Here is an 18,992-nt window from a genome sequence, read left to right as displayed (position 1 = left end):
ATCGTGCCGATCCATTGAGGCGAATTATAAATCGATAAAATGAGCAATTAAGAAGAAATATCGCATTTCATTTTAAGTTAAAATGAGTATAATTCGCCTAAGATCATACACGAAAGGGTGGGACGATGTCAGAAATCGTAGATGACAAGAAAATCCATTGGAAGAGAAACATCATTCTCTTCTTAAGCAGCCAGACACTGTCGCTGTTTGGTTCTGCCTTGGTGCAATATGCCATCATGTGGTACATTACACTGACTACGCAGTCAGGCCTCATGATGACGCTGTATATTATTTGCGGATTCGTTCCGACGTTTTTGCTGTCGCCGTTTGCAGGCGTTTGGGCGGACCGCTACAACCGTAAATCACTCATTATGATTGCGGATGCTATGATCGCGGTGGTTACGCTGATATTGGCCATTACGTTTATGCTTGGCTACCAAGCGGTTTGGCTGCTGTTTGTCATTTCTGCCGTACGCGCACTCGGGGCAGGCATTCAGACACCGGCGGTCGGTGCGATATTGCCTCAAATCGTGCCGCAAGAGAAGCTAACCAAAGTTAACGGCATCAACGGCAGCTTACAAGCGCTGACTATGTTCGTAGCGCCCATCGTCAGCGCGGCTTTGCTCATCATGGCAACGATCGAGGTGATCTTTTTTATCGACGTCGTTACGGCTGCGATCGCGATATTCACCTTGTTTGTCTTTCTCAAAATTCCGCTGCACAAAAAGGCATCTGATACGCAAAGCACAGGCTACCTGGACGACTTCAAGGAGGGCTTGGCGTATATTAAACAGCATGCCTTTTTAAAATCCTTTTTTATCTTCTTCGCTATTTTCTTTGTGCTTATGGCACCAGCTGCCTTTCTGACTCCGCTGCAGGTTACCCGCAGCTTCGGTGACGACGTATGGCGCTTGACGGCAATCGAGATCGCGTTTTCCGTCGGCATGATGGCAGGAGGAGGGATCATCGCGTCATGGGGCGGCTTCAAAAATAAAGTGTACACGATGGCGATTGCCAGCCTCATCATGGCGGTTTCCACCTTTGCGCTCGGCATTGTCCCTGTATTCTGGATTTACTTAGCCATCATGGCCGTGTTCGGAGTAGCGATGCCCATATTTAATACGCCAACCACCGTCATGCTGCAGGAGAAGGTGGACGAAAATTATTTGGGACGGATATTCGGTGTCTTCGGGATGATCTCGACTTCCATGATGCCCATCGGGATGCTGATATTCGGACCGCTTGCCGACGTGGTCAAAATTGAATGGCTGCTGGTCGGTACCGGACTGTTTATACTCGTGCTTACTGTGTTCTTCGCACGCAACAAACGCTTGGTTGAAGCGGGCATGCCGCTTCCGAAAGAGCAAGAGGCCGCGACGGATTAAAGCTACAATGCCTGGACAGAAAATGGACATACCAAAACGAAACATTAAAATAGTGTCCCAGGCTGGTTTCCTGTTGCCAAGGCACTGTAACGCATATGCTACGTCATAAGTAGAAGGAGCTAGTGACCTTTTGAGGTTACAGCTCCTTTTTATCGTGAGATCAGGCGCGGCATTCGGCCATGTTTACTCTATCGAATCCAGTTATATTTTTGGTTGACAGATTTTAACACCGGGAAGATAATAATTGTAACTATGGAAAAAGGAGGGAATTGTCTAAAGAGTTTGTATTCATATGGAATCTCTAATCGTAAGGATTCGGTTGTACCTCGTATATCAACCCTTTAAAGGAGTGTAGTCATGTACGATAAAATCGTAGACATTTTGTGCTCTATCAAGGAAGACCAACCGGAACTCCGCCAAAGCCTGTCCCCCGAAACGGATCTAAACAACGATATAGGCCTCGATTCTCTGCAAATGATCCAGTTTATGCTCAAAGTCGAAGATCAGTTAAACGTGGTCATTGACTATGACCAATTCGATTACGAACACCTCCAGTCGATCGACACATTTATCACTTTCCTGAAAAGCTGCCAATCGCAGGAGCAGCCTCTGTACGAAGATGTCAAACCATGAACCTGGTGTGATTCCGAAAATCGTGATGGGTACCTTCGATCCCGAAACGCGGTGGAGGGATCCGGTGCTGGCCCGGCTGCCCGCGATGCCCGATAAGGACCGAGAATCGATTGTCCTATGTATGGACGAGCTGCTTTTTCCATTTTGCGGGCCGGACGACGTCCTTTACACGCGTTGCAAAATCGATCCTGCGCTGCACGAATACCTGAACGGACTGGGTTTTTCTTTTCGGACCCGTTATCACTTTGATTTGAACGAAGAGGATAAACCTTTACCAGGATCGGACGTGTTCAAACAGTGTTTGTTCAGCCTTGCAGCCGAACAAACCCAGGACATTTTTCCGGCAAACAGGATGCTGCAGACTGCCGCTGCCGGTTATTCAAAGGGTGTGGTCTTGCCGGAATCGATCCCTTCCATTTATGCCGCTAACGATTTACGGCAAAGGCAATCACCGGATGAGACTTTGTTCTCCAACGCCGCACACATTTTATCGCCCTACGCTATTACAGCAGAAACGGAAGCTTACCTTCATGCTGCCGAACCGTTTAATTCATTACCGGACATGGAGACGGTTGTACGTGTGAACTCCAAAATATACTCGAGCAGGCTTCTGACTAGAATTGGCGAGAAAAGCTGCGGCGTGGAGGCAAACAGCGCTGCGGAAATAGAGGTAATTGGAACTGCCCTTCTGAAACGAGGGCCATATTTGCTGAAAGACCCTTTCGGTGTTTCGGGCAAGGGCAATCTGCTCATCGACAGCGAATCCATGCAGCGAAGGATCGCGGAGCACCTGCATAAACAGGAGGGGAGCGGATTGCGGGTTCAATTCCTGCAGGAGCCCTTGCTGCCAAAGGTGACCGACTTCAGTTCCCACTGGTTCATCCGGGAGAATGGAAAGACGGAGTTCATCTCCGTACAGCGGATGATGAATCACCAGCAAAACTACAGCGGGTCTATCAAAGCCGATGAAGCTTTTACCGGCATGCTTGAGAACGCCGGTTATTTTACCGTGATGGAGAAAGCGCTCCGGGCTTTGGTCGAGGACGGCTATCACGGCTTCGTCTGTTTTGACTCCATGATACTGGAAGACGGAGAAGTCGTTTCCATTGTGGAGATCAATGCCCGCAAGTCCATGGGACTGATTAACGCCTATCTCGATAAATGGTCGGAACCATACGGCCATACCGGCTGGCTTACGTTTTTCTCTCTCGGTCTTCCGGAAGGCTTCACATTCGGGAAACTCCTGCAGGCTCTACGCGAATCCGGTCTTTTGTTGACAACGCCCGGGGATTACGGGATCGTACCGCTATCATCCAATACCGTCATGGTGAACGAGATTCTGAACCGGCGCCGTATCGCCGAAGGAGCACAGAACAACCGAGGCGTACCGAAGGGGCGGCTGTATGTATCGGTGGTGGGCTGTGACGACAGACACCGCAGCCAACTGGTCGAAAGCCTGCGGCAGGTGCTCGCCGACTTGTCCGTTAAAGTGTACAACTAAAACTGGAACTTGGAGGCTGCCCATGAATTCATCTTCGGTTACCTTGCTGGCGTCCGGGAATTCTCTTGGCGCATACATTCCGGCTATGCATCTACACATGTACCTGCAGAGCAGAGGTGTCGGAACAGACGTTCAAGTTCTGGAGAACTTGTATCACGAAGAGGTCCGGCACAAGATTCGGTCCACCAAAAAAGCATTCCACGCGGATTTCTCCGTTGCCCGTATGGGGCATAAGCTGGCCAAGCCCGTTGACTCTTCTCTGGATGAGGAGACGGTTCGGAGGATGCTGGAAGGCTGGAAACGGGCCGGTGTCACCCGCTTTGTGGTCTTTACCGGCTTCTGGCTGCCGATTCTGGAGCGTTATAAGGAAGCTGCGGAGATCCCCCTGGACATCCGACTGATTCGGCTGGATGCGATTGATACACCGTCTTATAAGGTGCACAAGCAATTATACCTAAGCTACGACAACATCTGGTTCTACGATCCTTCAAAGCTCTCGCCGGGCAGCTACCTTGCTACGGACGAAGAAGCACCTCTGCCTTATGCGCAGCGTACCGGACGCATTCTGATCCATGGCGGTGGCTGGGGGATCGGGACCTATGCCGGGACGATCTCAGAACTTCAAAAGCTAGGTCACAGCCTTGATGTGATCGTATATGATCCCTCCGAGGTACAGGAGGACGACGGGGTTACACGCTTCTTCGGAACGGAGGCCTCTTGGGATCCGTGGAGCAAGGATGCGCAGGGGTGTCACACGTTTCCGCCGATGGTCCGTTATGTCCGGCAAGATGGTGTTCTTCGGGAGTTTCCGCTCGGGAGTTATTCCGCTTACACGGACCTGATGCGTAATTGCGCCGCAATCATCAGCAAACCGGGGGGAGCGACCCTGAACGACTCGCTGGCATTCGGAATCCCTTTTGTTATGCTGGAACCGTTCGGCGACCATGAGCTTCACAATTCAGCCTATTGGGAATCCCGTGGTTTCGGTATCCGTTTTGCGGAGTGGAAAGCCCGGGATTTTTCAAAACCTAAACTGCAGGAGATTTGCAGATGTTTGCTGGAGCAGCGATCCAAAATCAACCATTATGGGAGGAACATCTATGCAGCCGAAAACAGCAGTTACGTTTGATAAACTGACATTCCGCAATATGAAAAGAACCCTGGTGCCGCTCGCGGAAACGGGAAGGAAGCTCAAGGAGGATCCGACATATGCGTCCCCCGTGCCTTATGAGATCGGGATCAAGCTTAATAACGGCTGCAACCTGCGCTGCAAGCACTGCTTCGAATGGAATCCGGAAGGCTTCCATCACGGCTTTGCCAAAGAAGTAAAGAACGACGAAATCGAGATTCCTGTCGTGGAGAAGCTGTTGGCCGAAACGAGAGAACGCAAATCGCGCGTATTTCTGTGGGGCGGGGAACCGCTGTTCTACTCCAAGTTTGATGAACTGGCGGAGCTGCTGGCCAAAGAAGACCGTTACACAACGATTTGTACGAACGCGATCCTCATTGAAAAGAAGCTGGATTCCATCTTGAAAATGTCAGAAAATCTGGTCATGCTGGTCAGCCTGGAAGGCTTCGAAAAAGAGAATGACGCGATCAGAGGCAAAGGCACGTTCAAGAAAGTGATCCACGCCATAGAGCTGCTGCTGGATTTACAAAAGCAGGGACTGTACAAAGGCAAAGTGTCCGTAGCTCTGACGGTAAATGACCAGATGGTCGGCCAGCTATACAGCTTTATGGAATTCTTCGAAGAGATGGGCGTAGATTCGGTATATTTCTGCTTCCCTTGGTACATCCCTTCCGGGACGGCGGAGAAAATGGACGCCTACTTCGATGCTCATTTCCCGCACCTTGCCTCCCGCTTCGCGGACGACCACAAGAACAGCTGGCACTCCTTCACGTTCCATATCTCGCCGGACCATTTCGACACGCTGATTGAAGAGCTGAAACGTGTCAATTCGCGTGTATGGAATGTACGGATACGCTATCAGCCCGCACTGGAGCCCGAAGAGGTGGAAGGGTTTATCCGGGGAAGCGAGAAACCGGCCATGAACCGTACGAAGTGTTTCTCGATCTCGAACCGGATGGACGTAATGCCGGACGGCAAGGTGAATCCGTGCAAGTTTTTCCCGGAATTCAGCGTCGGCAATCTGTATGAAGATAGCGTAGCGGATATTTTTCATGGTGAAGATCTTCGGAAACAGCGCGAGGTGCTGGCCTGCGGTCTGATGCCGATTTGCTCAAAATGCGTACTTCTTTATAACAATGGAGTTTAAGCGTTTAAACTTTATGCCGTTCAATCAGGCAAATCAGGCAAACGTTTGGGAGGATCGGAGATGGATTTTATCCGTGTGCGGGAGCTGCACAAATCGTTTGTGTATTACCGGAAACAAGCCGGGCTCAAACATTCATTAAAAAATTTATTTGCCCGCAAGTCACTGGTGAAGGAAGCGGTTAAATCCGTTTCCTTCGATATCGGTCCCGGCGAGTGTGTCGGATTTCTCGGGCCCAATGGGGCGGGCAAGACCACAACGCTTAAAATGTTATCGGGCATTCTATATCCCACGAGCGGGGAAGCCGTTGTACTCAGCTATGTGCCGTGGGAGCGAAAGAACGAGTTCAAACGGCTGTTCTCCATTGTGATGGGCCAGAAAAACCAGCTTTGGTGGGACCTTCCCGCCAGCGAGTCGATTTATTTGAACAAATGTATTTATGACGTGGACGATGATCTCTACCGTCGGAGTCTTGCCGAGCTATCGGAAATGCTCGATGTGCAGGACCTTCTGGATGTGCAGGTGCGCCGGCTGTCCCTTGGGGAGCGGATGAAAATGGAGCTCATCGCCGCTCTGATTCACCGCCCTAAGCTGCTTTATCTCGATGAGCCGACGATCGGCCTCGATTTCCCCTCGCAGAAGAAGGTCAGGGAGTTTCTGAAATACTACAATGAACAGTTCGGTGCGTCGATCCTGCTGACGAGCCACTACATGAAGGATGTGGAGGACCTGTGCAAGCGGACGATCATTATTAATGAAGGCAGTATTCTGTATGACGGTGATCTTCACAAAATCAACGATCTTTTTGACGAGCAGAAAATTATAAGGCTGCATTTCTCCGAACCCGTTACCGAGCAGCGGTTGGCCAAATTCGGGAAAATCGTCAGCGCAGACGACTACAACGCTGTTTTGGAGCTGCCAAAGTACAGGTTGAAGGAAGTGTCGCGTGCCGTGCTCGATTCCTTTCCGATCGTTGACTGGACGATCGAGGACGTGGCGATCGAGGAGAGCATTTCGATGCTCTACCGCAAGGAATCCGTCGGATGAACAGACGCAAATTGTATAAGGCTGTGTTTTCAATGGGCGTCCAGCATTCGATGGAGTACCGTTTTCATTTTTTTCTTGGTCTAGTGGGGGCCGCGTTTCCGATTCTTGTCCAGTATTTCATCTGGACGGCGGTGTACCGGCATTCCGGTCAGGCTGCGCTGTTCTCGTATTCGTACGGTCAAATTATTTTGTATACGATCTTGGCGGGATTGGTGTCCAAGCTGATCGCGACTCAGTTCGAGCACCAGATTGCCGACGATATCAAAAACGGCGGTCTTAACAAGTATTTGATCAAACCGGTCAGCTATTTCGGATATCGGCTGGTATCTTTTTTCGGTCAGAAGGCGATCTACTACGGGATTACGGCTTTGCTGCTCTTCGGAATTATTGGGTTCGCATCTGCAGGTGGCGTGCTGGAGCTCCAGGCCATACGCCTGATCTTGTTCGCGGTTACGCTGTCGGGGGCGCTTTTGCTCAATTTTCTGATCGCTTACTGCATCTGCGCGAGTGCATTTTATCTGCATGAGATCTCTTATTTTTTTGTCATTACAAGTTTACTTGTCAATATTTTAAGCGGAGGCATGTTTCCGCTCGAGATCTTCGGGGAGTCGGTTGTGAAGGCACTTCAATACACGCCATTCCCGTACACGATTTATTTTCCGGTCAATATCCTCAGCGGCAAAGCGGAAGCGGCGGCTATGTACCAAGGGCTGCTCGTCCAGTGTGGGTGGATTCTGCTGTTCTTCTGGTTATCCCGTCTGACGTGGCGCATTTCCATGAAGAAATATTCGGCAGCAGGGGGGTAGCGGACGTTGCATATGTTTAAAATCACGAGGAAATACATGCGTCTGTACGGTTTATTCATCAAAAATTGTCTCATCGCCCAAATGGAGTTTCGGGGCAATTTTATGATGAGCCTGCTGGTCGAATCCGTCTACCTGCTTGCCAAGCTGCTATATGTGCTGGTCGTGTTCCGTACCGATCTTCATGTTGATGGCATACCGCCCGAAGGGCTGCTTCTATTTATAGGCATGCACACGGTGGTGACCGGAATTTATGTCGGCCTGTTTTTTACAAATTTCATGAAAATTCCGGAATATGTTAAAGACGGCTCGCTTGATTTCATGCTGACGAAGCCGGTATCCCTTCAGTTCATGGCTTCCTTGCGTTACGTCGATTTGGCGCTGCCGATCCCTGATATTCTGGTTGGGTTCGTCATGATCGGCATCGGCTGGCATGCGATGGATATTCCGCTGACGTTCCTGCAGCTAGCGGGGTTTGCCCTGCTGCTGCTCGTCTCCGTTGTCATCACTTACTGCCTGATGATTATCCCGGCGCTGCTTTCATTCTGGTTCGTCCAGACGGGCTCTGTGTCGGAGATCGCGCATTCCGTTTGGGACGCCAACAATTTCCCTATGGCTATATACCCGGCCTGGGTCCGGCGGGTCGGGACTTTTGTTATTCCTCTGTTCCTTATTACCAATTTCGGACCAATGTTTCTGCTTGGGCAGATTAACTGGCTCCATGCGGGCTTGGCGCTGATCGCTTCGCTTCTGCTCTTTGCAGCTGTTCGGCTGCTCTGGAAACAGGCCGTGAAAGGTTACAGCAGCGCGAGCAGTTAATCCGGCAGTTTGGTGGGGCGAAAAAGCTGAGCTTGCATTCTCGCATCAGAGAAGGAAGTAGATGTGTCGGGTTAAATCGTCGGAAGACTGCTATCACGATTCCGGATCACTTGTAAGAAAGGAGGAGAATCAGATGAACGCGTTTCAGCTACCGGTGGTGAATCCGCCGCTTAAAGGATTTTTGCGGTGGGCCTACACACTTTCCATCACCAGCATCCATGAAGAAACGAAGCCTTGGTTTTACAGCAATTTTATCCAGCTGTTCTGCAAAAAAAACTTTCTGGAGGACGGCAGGCAGTACTACTTTGATTTTTTTCGGGGCAAGCCCAACGAACTGAATTTCAACAACCCGTTTCTTCTCACCTGCTCCGTCAATTATACGATTCTGGAGAGTTTGGCATTGGACGCTTGGCCGAAATTTTTCGCGGATCAGATCCGAAACGGCTATTATTGCGTTGTGTTTTTGGATGAAGCCAGATTATCGCCTGCGGCCTCCTATCAGAGAGAGCCGTTCCCGCATCATCTTTTCCTATATGGTTACGATTGGGACGAAAGGATCTTCAATGCGTCGATGTTCGATCGTACGGGAGTATACCGCAATTTGCAGATCCCGTTCCGGGAGTTCCAGGACGCCGTTCAGTCCATGAGGCATCTTCTAAAGGAGAAGCTCACGGCCGATCATCATACTTACTTTTATAAATACGAGCCGCATTCTCCATATCCTTTTGATAGAACGGCCGCGATTGACCAGCTGCGCGACTATCTAAACGGAGAGACCCGTCTCAACCGGATCAATTACAATTCGGACAACGAAGAAGCATTCGGAATCAAGGTATACGACTATTTACGGCTGTACTATGATGCCGCAGAGGGCAACGATTCCCGGCTCGGTGACCGTAACGATGTAAGACACCTTCATGTGCTCTGGGAACATAAAAAAATGATGAGCGAGCGGATCGGATACTTGGTGGACGAGGGGATCATCCCGTATGACGAAGAGCTGGTGGCTGGCTACAAGGATATCACCAAAAGGGCGATGAAGCTGAGAGATCAGTGCATTCGTCATGAACTTCGCGAAGACCACGAAATGTTTGATCGGCTGAGGCTTCGGTTCGATGAATTCCAAAACGAAGAGCCTGTTCTCCTGCAAAAGCTCATTACACTGCTTGATGGCTGAAAAAATACGGGTGAGCATACGCGTCATGGATGCGATGCTTTCTGAAAAGACCGGGTTTTCAGCAACAGATGAAGCATGGTTAGAAAACAAAACCTGCTAGCTATGGCTAGCAGGTTTATTGTTCATTAATGGTTAAATGATGCTCTCGTTAGCCTGACTGCGTCGATAAGGCATCCCATACGCTCATCAGTTGAGTGATGGCAGCATCCATTGCTTCGTATGAAATACCGTCCCGGGCTTGCGTTGATATTCCTTGCAGAAATGTTTCAAATAAGGTTACCAGCATGGGGATATCCGTTGAATCCGGCAACTCTCCATTGGCTACGGCCCGCTCGATACAATCTTTTAGCCAACCATGGACTCTGGCCCGTTCCTTGGCAAGCATCTCGCGGATATGTTGTTGCTCGGGTGAACAGTTCACGGCGGACAAAACCAACAGACAACCGGGAGGATGGGAACTTTCTGTCTGCATTCGAGCCGATCGTCGCAGTCCTTGTTCGATAGCCGTTTTTGATGTCAGGTTTGTATCCCTGAAACTTTCAGAGACTTGTCCATAAGTAGAGATATATTGATCCATCACTTCTCGGAACAGGGATTCTTTTGATTCGAAAGCGGCATAAAAACTCGCTGCAGAAATATCGCCCATGGCAGCACGCAACTGAGCTAGCGAAGTGGATTCGTAGCCGTGTTCCCAGAACAGAAGCATGGCGGCAGCAACTGCCTCGTCACGGTTAAAAGCGCGTGGACGTCCCGTTCGTGCCATATAAATGCCCCTCCTTTATCTAATTCTATACTAATCGATCCAGAAGTCCTTGACAAGAGAGAAGGGTCAATCTAATATGTGGAATGATCGATCCATAATTAATTTGCTCTTGAGGAGGAAACTATTTTGCCACAATTATCATCTTCTAAGGGTACGGCACAAACGGGCAACATGCCCGTCGCCAGGCTTCCTTGGTTAGCACTGCTCGCGCTTGCGATGACAGGATTTATTTGTATTTTTACAGAAACCATTCCGGCGGGTTTACTGCCGCATATTGCGGGAGGTTTGAATATTACGACAGGGATGGCCGGGCAACTCGTCACTTCCTATGCTTTGGGTTCCATTGTGGCGGCAATCCCGTTTGCGATGTTTACCGGAGGGATGAGACGACGTTCGCTTCTGCTTGCCATTATTGTAGGTTTTTTGATCTTCAACTCGATGACCGCATTGTCTAGCAGCTATGTATTGACTTTGGTCGCTCGATTTTTTGCCGGCGTATCTGCGGGTGCCGCATGGGGGATGATTGCCGGGTACGCACGGCGTATGGTTCCGGATGCTTTAAGAGGCCGTGCCTTAGCAGTCGCGATGGTTGGCACTCCGATAGCTCTTACACTCGGTGTGCCGGTGGGCACCTTGCTCGGTGACCTCATTGGTTGGCGTCTTGTATTCGGACTCATGTCTCTGCTGACTCTCGTATTAAATGGATGGGTTCTGTGGCAGGTGCCGGACTATCCCGGGCAGCCTGCAAATCAAAGAATGACCATCCGTCAGGTGTTTGTCATGCCCGGCATCCGTCCGATTCTTATGGTGGTATTGACATGGATGCTGGCTCACAATATTTTATATACGTATATCGCGCCGTTATGGAGCATAAGAATATGGATTCGCATACAGGAGGGCGTATGGACCAAAACGTAAAATTAATGTTCTTGGACGAACATGCCATTGAAGGTGCAGCGCGGTTCGGAGTCAGCTCCAAGGAGCTGACCTTCCTTGGAGGATTTCAAAACTTTATATATTCCTATGATCGCAATGATATGAAATATATCCTCCGTTTCACAGCGAGCACTCATCGCACAGGAGAAGAACTTGCAGCTGAAATAGAATGGATTCGTTATCTATCAAAGAATGGGCTGGCGGTCTCAGACTCGTTATCTTCGATGAATGGAAACGACTTCGAACGAATCCGAGGAACTCATATTGATTTCTACGTGACCTCTTTCAGATATGCGCCTGGTCGTAAAATCGGATACCCGGAATGCCTAGGCAATCCCTTACTTTACGAGCAATGTGGACGCGTGACTGGCCGTCTCCATGAATTGTCGAAGCGTTACAAACAAAAGGTAAAAAGGCACACTTGGGAAAACAATGAATACCTCTTACAGGCCCAAAAATATATACCGGAAGAGCACCTACCCATGCTTCTTGCGCTTGATGATCTTAAGAGACAGTTGTCCAGTCTCCGTATTACTACTGATAATTTCGGTTTGATACACGGAGATATCAATGTAGGAAATTTTATGGTTGATGAATCAGGGGAATTAACGCTTTTCGACTTTGACGAATGTCAGTATAGTTGGTATGTCGAAGACATTGCGATCCAGTTATATTACCTGCTGTATGTATTTGGTGAAGATTCCAAAGTTGAACGAAAGGCGCAGTACGAGCTTTTCATGAAACATTTTGAGCGAGGCTATACAGAGGATAACCGTCAAATGCCTGAGGGCTGGAGGGATCAGTTGGGAGTTTTCCTGAGGCTGCGTGAAATTATCGTAGTCGTCGGCATGCACCGAAGCTGGGATTTAAGTCAACCAGACGATTGGACTCGCGACTTTTTAAGAGATAGCAGGATGCGGATTATACAAGGGGTTTCGTTGATCGACGAATTCCAGTCATCCTAAATGGCAGGATAGGATAGAACAAGCATGGTTATATGTTGTTTACATATGGTTGGGATATTGGATAATTCTGGGCTGTGATTGGTGTTATAATCAAAGTGGACGCTTTATTTCGAGACGAGGGAGGAGATGGCGGCTGAACAAGCGTACATGGTATATCTTTCTGGCAATTTGTGTCCTGATTCTAATCAGCGCAACGATATATTCGGCGTCTCAAAACAGAACATCGTTTAAGGAGCTGGTGCTCGATCAATTGATTGAGCCTAAGACCATAAGCCATATGAGCGTCAGGAAAAATCGATTCCGTTCGAACGAGCAAGAGATACAAATTACAGATCCTGCGGAGATTGAGCGGATTATGAACAGCTTTTCTGAAGTCAAACTGCGTAAAACCAGCAGAGTGGATTACGGTAGCGAAGAATATGAAGTTTGGTTTCAGGGCCGAAATGGCCCGACCTTCTCTATGTACTTCTTTAGCCCTGACCACGTTCGAATCCATAACGGTTCGAGCAATCACAAAAGGTATGGCAAGGAATATAAAATTGTAAACGACTTCGATCGTGGGGTCATCGAAAATCTATTTAAATAGACGAATGAGGGGAAAGGTCATCGGGACGATGACCTTTCTCTTTTTCATTGTGGAAAACCAAGGCCGTTTGAAGATCATCTCAGTCCGTATCATTTTGATCGTCCTCTGCTGTTTAAAAATAAATACTGGAATGTTCGTTCCGATTGGTATATACTCATGTAGAAAAGGAGGGAGTATCGATGGGACGGACCAAAGAATTTGACCGGGAGCAAGTGCTGCGCAAAGCCATGATCGTTTTTTGGGAAAAAGGATATGAGGCTGCAAGCATACCGGATTTATTGGAATCCATGGAGTTGAGCAGATCCAGTATGTACGAAACGTTTCAGGATAAACAGACGCTGTATTACGAAGCCATCCAATATTATAAAAAAATGTCGCAAAAAAAACGTGATCAAATGATACATGCAACTTCTGCGATCGCGGGAATCCGCCAGTATTTCGAGCTGCATATCATGAACGCTTTTGCCACGCACGGCGAAGCTTTCCCTAATGGATGTCTGATTACGAATGCTTCCGTTGGTTTGGATACGGTGGATGAGCCTTTGCAGAATACGATTCGCCAAAGCTTTACGGAATTGGAGCAGCTGTTTTATGAGACGTTAAAGAAAGGGCAAGAAACGGGAGAAATAGCCCCGGAGAAAGATATTAAAATGTTATCGTACCTGCTCCTGAACCTCAACCATAGCATTAACGTAATGGCCAGAATCAAAAGCGATATTAATAAAGTACATGGTATGATGGATGCGGTCTTCGAGATGCTGTAAACCTATTTTTTTTTAGGAAACTGGAATGATCATTCCTGAAAAAGATTAACCCCTTGCGTATAGCATAGGGGGCAAACTATCCCCATACTGGAACGATCGTTCCTGTATTATTAACGCAATAGTTCATAAAAAAGGAGTGTTTATCAATGTCTGAAAACGAAAAGGAAAGAGTGGAGAAATCCGTATCAACTTGGATTACGCTGATTCTTGCTGTTGCCTGTGGGTTGATCGCTGCAAATCTTTACTATACTCAACCTTTAATTGATTCGATTAGTTCGGCCATCGGGTTATCTTCGGAAGCCGCAGGGTTGATCGTGACGCTGACCCAAATCGGTTACGGGATCGGCTTGTTATTTATCGTCCCTTTGGGGGATTTGCTTGAAAACCGCAAATTGGTGGTTATGCTGCTGATTCTGACGTCTATTGTTTTGATCATCGCGGCTGAAGCCCGAAGTGCGGCTCTGTTTCTTGCCGCTTCCTTGTTTATAGGTGTCGGGGCCGTTGCGGCCCAGATCCTAGTTCCATATGCGGCGCATCTTTCCCCTGAGGAGACGCGTGGACGTAATGTAGGCAACGTAATGAGCGGTTTGTTATTGGGTATTATGTTGGCCCGTCCGGTTTCGAGTATGGTAGATACATATTTCGGCTGGCATGCCATCTTTATGATTTCCTCCGCTATGCTCTTGGTACTGGCTCTTGTATTGGCAAAAGTCCTTCCGGCAAGGCAGCCGCAAACGAAGGACAAATATCCGGTTATCATCTCATCCATGCTGCATCTGCTCAAGACAACGCCGATTCTGCGGCGCCGCGCACTGTATCACGCGTTTTTGTTCGGCATGTTTAGTCTGTTCTGGACAACGGTTCCGCTCGTTTTAACGAGTCCGGTGTTTCATTTTTCTTCAACAGGTGTAGCACTTTTCGCTTTGGCAGGGGTTTCTGGTGCGGCGGCGGCTCCTATTGCTGGCCGTTTTGCAGATAAAGGCCTGATACGTTCGGCAACGGGATTGTCCATCGCGCTGGTGATTCTATCGGGTCTTTTGCCGATTATGTTTCCTGGAGGTTCTATATTTTCTATCGTTATCCTCGTAATTGCTGCTATTCTGCTCGACATGGGTGTGTCCGCCAATATGGTGTTGGGACAGCGAGCGATTTTCGCTTTGGGAGCTGAGGTGCGCAGTCGGCTGAACGGCATGTATATGGCGATCTTTTTTGCGGGTGGAGCCATTGGCTCCGCAGCCGGGGGTTGGGCGTACGCCATGGGCGGCTGGAAAGCGGCGATGTGGGTTGGCGTTCTATTTCCGATCCTGGCATTACTGTACTTTTTTACGGAAAAAAGAGGGGCTCACGGCGATATGAGATGAATGATGGTCAAGTCTTTCGTGAATGCGACATGGAGTTCAAAAACAACCAAAAGGTTCTGATCGCCATCGGTGATGAAACAAGACAAGCTATCCTTAAAACATTGATAGAGGGACCGCAAAATCCCGGTATGCGAGTGGGAGAGATCAGGTTGAATACTCATCTATCTCGTCCAGCCGTTTCTCATCATTTGAAGATTTTAAAAGATTTCGATTTTGACCTAAGCGAGGAAGAAATGGACCGAATCCGGCAGCTAGACACGGGTAAAAGATATTCCGTTAACCCGACTGGCTACATGATAAATCCGATTTACGTCCAGTTAATGAAGCTATTTGTAAAATAGGTCTGGATGGATTTTAATTTTAACTATGTGTTAACCGACTGATGAATGAATCTATATGACTAAAATGGTATGTAGAGGATATAGACATTGAAAGCCGCATAAAATGCGGTTTTTTTTGTTTTATATATAACTCTCCAAAATTTACAAAAACCTGAGTGCTCGGCTTGAAAGATCATGAACCAATCAACTTTTATAAAAGTGTAGCAATTATGATAACAAACAGGATACTCAGACCGGGCGCAAGATCACTATTGACCTTGACGCTAGTGTTAAGGTCTAGAATAAAGTTCGTAACCGCCTAGATTGAACGATATTCTACTCCAATTTGTTCAGGGTAAGTCGATATTTCATTGATAATAGGGAGGAGCATTTACACAATGAGTTACGATCAAAGCAAGAGAGAAGAACGCTCGCCTGTGACCGTCATTGGTCTTGGCGAGATGGGCCAGGCATTAGCTGGCGTTTATTTGCGGAACGGATATCCTACGACGGTATGGAACCGTACGGCAGCGAAGGCAGATACCTTGGTGAAGCAAGGAGCTGTACTTGCCGCCACACCTGCTGAAGCCGTGCAGGCAAGCCCCGTCGTGATCGTATGTGTTCTGGATTATGATGCCGTGCATGAAATCCTCGATCCTCTGGGTGATATACTTAAGGATCGTGTTGTGTTCAACCTCACGAATGGCACACCTATGCAGGCTCGCAGTACCGCCAAATGGGCGAAGGAAAGAGGTTACGATTATATCGATGCGGGTATCATGGCCGTACCGCAAATCATCGGAACCGAGGCAGCCTTCATCCTCTATAGCGGAGGAGACAAGAAATCCTTTGACACCAACAAGAAGTTGCTAGATGTCATGGGAGCCGCCAATTACGTTGGTGCAGATGCCGGATTGGCCTCCCTGCTTGATTTAGCCATGAATGGGGCGATGTACGGTATGCTCGGCGGTGCCATGCATGCCATCGCGGTTGTTGGCACTGAGGGCGTTAAGGCACAAGATTTCTCGTCCGGGCTCCTGATTCCCTACCTCACCGCCATTACCGGTATCATCCCTAACCTCGCACGCCAGTTCGACACAAGAGAGTTCTCGGTTGGGGTCTCAGCCAAACTTGCTATGCAGCAAGTTGGTTTCAGGAATATTCGGCAGGCCAGCAAAGATCAAGGAATCAGTACGGAGCTGCTTGACCCCATTCAGTCTCTGATGGATCGACGCGTCGCTGCTGGCTTTCCTGATGATGATTTCTCTGCCGTCACCGAGCTTTTAAAAGAGCAAATGACCTGATCGCGATAGCAGTGAAGATCGATAACGTTAACCATATCAAGTCAACCCTCTCGGTTGGCTATCCTTCTAAAGGAGTTATTCTAATGAAAACCAATAACGAACGTGAGAACATCAACAAGTCAGTTCGAATTGGAACTGAAAAAGATAATGGGAAGGACTCATCAGTGACGGTCATCGGGCTAGGACCTATGGGCAGGGCGATAGCGAGCGTTTATTTGGATAACGACTATAGGGTGACCGTGTGGAATCGAACTTCAAGCAAAGCCGACGAGCTTTTGGCAAAGGGTGCCACTAAGGCGCCCACGGTCAAAGAGGCGGTAGCCTCTAACAAATTGATCATCATTAGTCTAACAGACTATAATGCGATGTACGCTATTCTCGAACCGATTTCGGAGTATTTATCCGGCAAAGTGATCGTCAACTTGAGTTCAGATACCCCAGACAAGGTCCGTGAAGCGTCGAAGTGGTTGGCTGAACGCAACGCCCGGCATCTCACCGGCGGTGTATTGGCTTCACCTCCTGGTATCGGTAATACTACAGAATCCGTCACACTCTATAGCGGCCCTAGGGAAATCTTCGAGTCGCAAAAGAAATTCCTGGATGTACTAACAGGCACAGACTATAAGGGTGAGGACGCAGGGCTTGCCATGCTGTACTACCAGATACAGATCGATGTCTTCTGGACCACCATGCTTAGCTATCTTCATGCTGTTGCAATAGCGGGAGCGAATGGAATCACGGCTGAACAATTCCTGCCATATATCTCGGACACCTTGTCATCTCTGCCGAAGTTACTTGAGTTCTACACCTACAGGATCGATACGGGCAAGCACCACGGTGACGTGGAAAAACTTGCTATGGGTTTGGCGAGTGTCGAGCACGTGGTTCAAACATCTAAAGAAGCAGGTATAGATCCTTCTCTGCCAACCGCTGTTCTGGAAGTCTTCAAGCGCGGTGTTGCTAAAGGACATGCTGGCGATAGCTTCACCAGTCTAATTGAGATGTTCAAAGAGTCTGTAGTAAAATAACCGGTTTGTATCCGGTCCATAAAGCTGGTAAGAACGATATGTAAGTTATATTGCTAAATTTACAATGGAAAGTCCCATCAAGCGCTTATGATGGGACTTTTTTATTCCGGTTCTCGTTGAGATTGCCCTTAAGCATTAAAAGGCCAGTTGCCCAAGTCATATTACGCTGGCATATAAATCGGGGAGTTATTATCATCCCTAAATTCGCCAAATTTGACTCCAGAAAAGGTAGAACAGGAGGATTACATGCTTTTTATGGTAAACTTCTAAATAAGAAGTTTAGGCAAGTAAGGAGTGGAGCAGTTGTTTGCTGAGCAGCGGCATCAAATCATTATTCAGAAACTGAATCAGGACAAATCGATCCGAGCGTCGGAGCTCATGGAGCATTTCGGAGTTTCGTTTGAGACGATCAGACGTGATCTGGAATATTTAGAAAGCGAAGGCTACCTGCGGCGGGTGCACGGCGGGGCGATTCTGAAGGAGCCCGACTATAGCCGCGAAATCCCGCTGCCGATCCGCGAATCGATATATATGGAAGAGAAGGCGGAGCTTTCTCAAATCGCGGTACGTTATGTGACCGAGGGGATGTCCATCGCGCTCGATCCCAGTACGACAAACACCCAGATAGCGAAGGCGCTGAAAGCCAAGTTCGATCGATTAACCGTGATTACGAACTCGCTTCCGATCGTCAACGAACTCGTTTCGATGCCAGGATATACGGTGATTATGACTGGGGGCGTTATTCGTCATGAAGAGCAAAGCATCATCGGAGATTTGGCGGAAGAGTTTTCATCACGCTTCCATGCGGATTTGTTCTTTATGAGTATGAGCGGGGTTACGTTGGAAGCAGGGATTACAGATTACGGAGTCGGCGAAATTCAAGTGAAAAAAATAATGCTCGCGAACGCGAAGCGCTGCATCGCCCTCGCAGACAGCAGCAAGTTCGGGCAAAATTCATTTATCAAAGTATGCGGGGCAGCGGAAGTCGAACGGTTTGTGACGGATTCCAAAATCGACCGGGATATCGTTGAACAATTTCGCAAGAACGGCATCGAAATCGTATACAAATAATAAAAATCCGTATGAACGATTCTTGGTTTCCACGAACCAGGAATCTTTTTTTTATATATTTGGAAGGTGCTTGTTATGGAGTTGTATTTGTGTGTGTTTGTATGTTTCTAATATTCCGACATGGCTCACACAGTTCTACTGTTCTTCCGACCAGACAGTTTATCGATTAACTAGAGTATTTATACTCAACAGATTCCGGCAGAAAAAGAGTTGCACCTAATTAAATAATGTATGTGATTGATTGTGTATATGTGGT

18 protein-coding genes and 1 pseudogene are annotated in these 18,992 nt (G+C 48.3%); 18 read left to right on the top strand and 1 reads right to left on the bottom strand.

All coding sequences use genetic code 11. The annotated features are described in order from the left end of the window. Positions 1-125: 125 nt before the first annotated feature. From BJP58_RS05390 to BJP58_RS05350, 9 genes are all read left to right on the top strand, one after another. A complete protein-coding gene (locus tag BJP58_RS05390; protein WP_194543110.1) occupies positions 126-1,385 on the top strand; it encodes an MFS transporter in 1,260 nt (419 codons plus the stop codon). A gap of 357 nt (positions 1,386-1,742) precedes the next feature. Further along, positions 1,743-2,018, top strand: coding sequence for an acyl carrier protein (locus BJP58_RS05385; RefSeq protein ID WP_071220754.1), 276 nt, complete (start codon positions 1,743-1,745; stop codon positions 2,016-2,018). Beyond that, complete coding sequence (locus tag BJP58_RS05380) at positions 2,005-3,519, top strand: ATP-grasp domain-containing protein (protein ID WP_194543109.1); 1,515 nt, start codon at positions 2,005-2,007, stop codon at positions 3,517-3,519. Before BJP58_RS05385 ends, BJP58_RS05380 begins: the two co-directional genes overlap by 14 nt. Before the next feature lie 22 nt (positions 3,520-3,541). Next, positions 3,542-4,648: a glycosyltransferase family protein gene (locus BJP58_RS05375; RefSeq protein ID WP_194543108.1), complete on the top strand. Its 1,107-nt coding sequence runs from the start codon at positions 3,542-3,544 to the stop codon at positions 4,646-4,648. Continuing rightward, entirely contained in the window at positions 4,620-5,795 is a 1,176-nt protein-coding gene (locus BJP58_RS05370) for a radical SAM protein (RefSeq protein ID WP_194543107.1), read from the top strand. Before BJP58_RS05375 ends, BJP58_RS05370 begins: the two co-directional genes overlap by 29 nt. Before the next feature lie 60 nt (positions 5,796-5,855). Further along, a complete protein-coding gene (locus tag BJP58_RS05365; RefSeq protein WP_194543106.1) occupies positions 5,856-6,839 on the top strand; it encodes an ABC transporter ATP-binding protein in 984 nt (327 codons plus the stop codon). Further along, the gene (locus tag BJP58_RS05360; protein WP_194543105.1) at positions 6,836-7,645 is read left to right on the top strand and encodes an ABC transporter permease; all 810 of its coding nucleotides are present in this window, start codon (positions 6,836-6,838) and stop codon (positions 7,643-7,645) included. Before BJP58_RS05365 ends, BJP58_RS05360 begins: the two co-directional genes overlap by 4 nt. A 12-nt stretch (positions 7,646-7,657) precedes the next feature. Beyond that, entirely contained in the window at positions 7,658-8,461 is an 804-nt protein-coding gene (locus tag BJP58_RS05355; protein ID WP_194543104.1) for an ABC transporter permease, read from the top strand. A gap of 133 nt (positions 8,462-8,594) precedes the next feature. After that, positions 8,595-9,638, top strand: coding sequence for a hypothetical protein (locus BJP58_RS05350; RefSeq protein WP_194543103.1), 1,044 nt, complete (start codon positions 8,595-8,597; stop codon positions 9,636-9,638). A 148-nt stretch (positions 9,639-9,786) separates the two neighbouring features. On the opposite strand, the gene BJP58_RS05345 is transcribed toward BJP58_RS05350, so the two are convergent. After that, a complete protein-coding gene (locus tag BJP58_RS05345) occupies positions 9,787-10,401 on the bottom strand; it encodes a TetR/AcrR family transcriptional regulator (RefSeq protein ID WP_194543102.1) in 615 nt (204 codons plus the stop codon). Positions 10,402-10,572: 171 nt separating this feature from the next. Between BJP58_RS05345 and BJP58_RS05340 the strand changes: the two are divergent. The 9 genes and pseudogenes from BJP58_RS05340 to BJP58_RS05300 all read left to right on the top strand — a co-directional run. Next, a pseudogene (locus BJP58_RS05340) lies at positions 10,573-11,262 on the top strand (MFS transporter); the annotation flags it as partial. A 41-nt stretch (positions 11,263-11,303) separates the two neighbouring features. Continuing rightward, on the top strand, positions 11,304-12,302 hold the full coding sequence (locus BJP58_RS05335; RefSeq protein ID WP_194543101.1) for a phosphotransferase enzyme family protein: 999 nt from the start codon (positions 11,304-11,306) through the stop codon (positions 12,300-12,302). A gap of 277 nt (positions 12,303-12,579) precedes the next feature. After that, positions 12,580-12,888: a hypothetical protein gene (locus tag BJP58_RS05330; RefSeq protein WP_233354970.1), complete on the top strand. Its 309-nt coding sequence runs from the start codon at positions 12,580-12,582 to the stop codon at positions 12,886-12,888. Positions 12,889-13,067: 179 nt separating this feature from the next. Next, positions 13,068-13,652, top strand: coding sequence for a TetR/AcrR family transcriptional regulator (locus tag BJP58_RS05325; protein WP_194543100.1), 585 nt, complete (start codon positions 13,068-13,070; stop codon positions 13,650-13,652). A 146-nt stretch (positions 13,653-13,798) separates the two neighbouring features. Beyond that, positions 13,799-15,013, top strand: a complete 1,215-nt coding sequence (locus BJP58_RS05320) for an MFS transporter (RefSeq protein WP_194543099.1) — start codon at positions 13,799-13,801, stop codon at positions 15,011-15,013. Further along, positions 15,010-15,354: an ArsR/SmtB family transcription factor gene (locus BJP58_RS34235; protein WP_194543098.1), complete on the top strand. Its 345-nt coding sequence runs from the start codon at positions 15,010-15,012 to the stop codon at positions 15,352-15,354. Before BJP58_RS05320 ends, BJP58_RS34235 begins: the two co-directional genes overlap by 4 nt. Positions 15,355-15,731: 377 nt before the next feature. Then, positions 15,732-16,637, top strand: coding sequence for an NAD(P)-dependent oxidoreductase (locus BJP58_RS05310; RefSeq protein ID WP_194543097.1), 906 nt, complete (start codon positions 15,732-15,734; stop codon positions 16,635-16,637). Between the two features lie 83 nt (positions 16,638-16,720). After that, on the top strand, positions 16,721-17,665 hold the full coding sequence (locus BJP58_RS05305) for an NAD(P)-dependent oxidoreductase (RefSeq protein ID WP_194543096.1): 945 nt from the start codon (positions 16,721-16,723) through the stop codon (positions 17,663-17,665). Positions 17,666-17,959: 294 nt separating this feature from the next. Then, positions 17,960-18,736: a DeoR/GlpR family DNA-binding transcription regulator gene (locus BJP58_RS05300; RefSeq protein WP_374198196.1), complete on the top strand. Its 777-nt coding sequence runs from the start codon at positions 17,960-17,962 to the stop codon at positions 18,734-18,736. The last annotated feature ends 256 nt before the right edge of the window (positions 18,737-18,992 follow it).

This window comes from Paenibacillus sp. JZ16, from assembly GCF_015326965.1.
In the GTDB taxonomy this organism is placed as follows: Bacteria; Bacillota; Bacilli; order Paenibacillales; family Paenibacillaceae; genus Paenibacillus_AQ.
The sequence above is the reverse complement of the archived record's forward strand: the minus strand, read 5'-3'. Positions and strand labels throughout refer to the sequence as shown.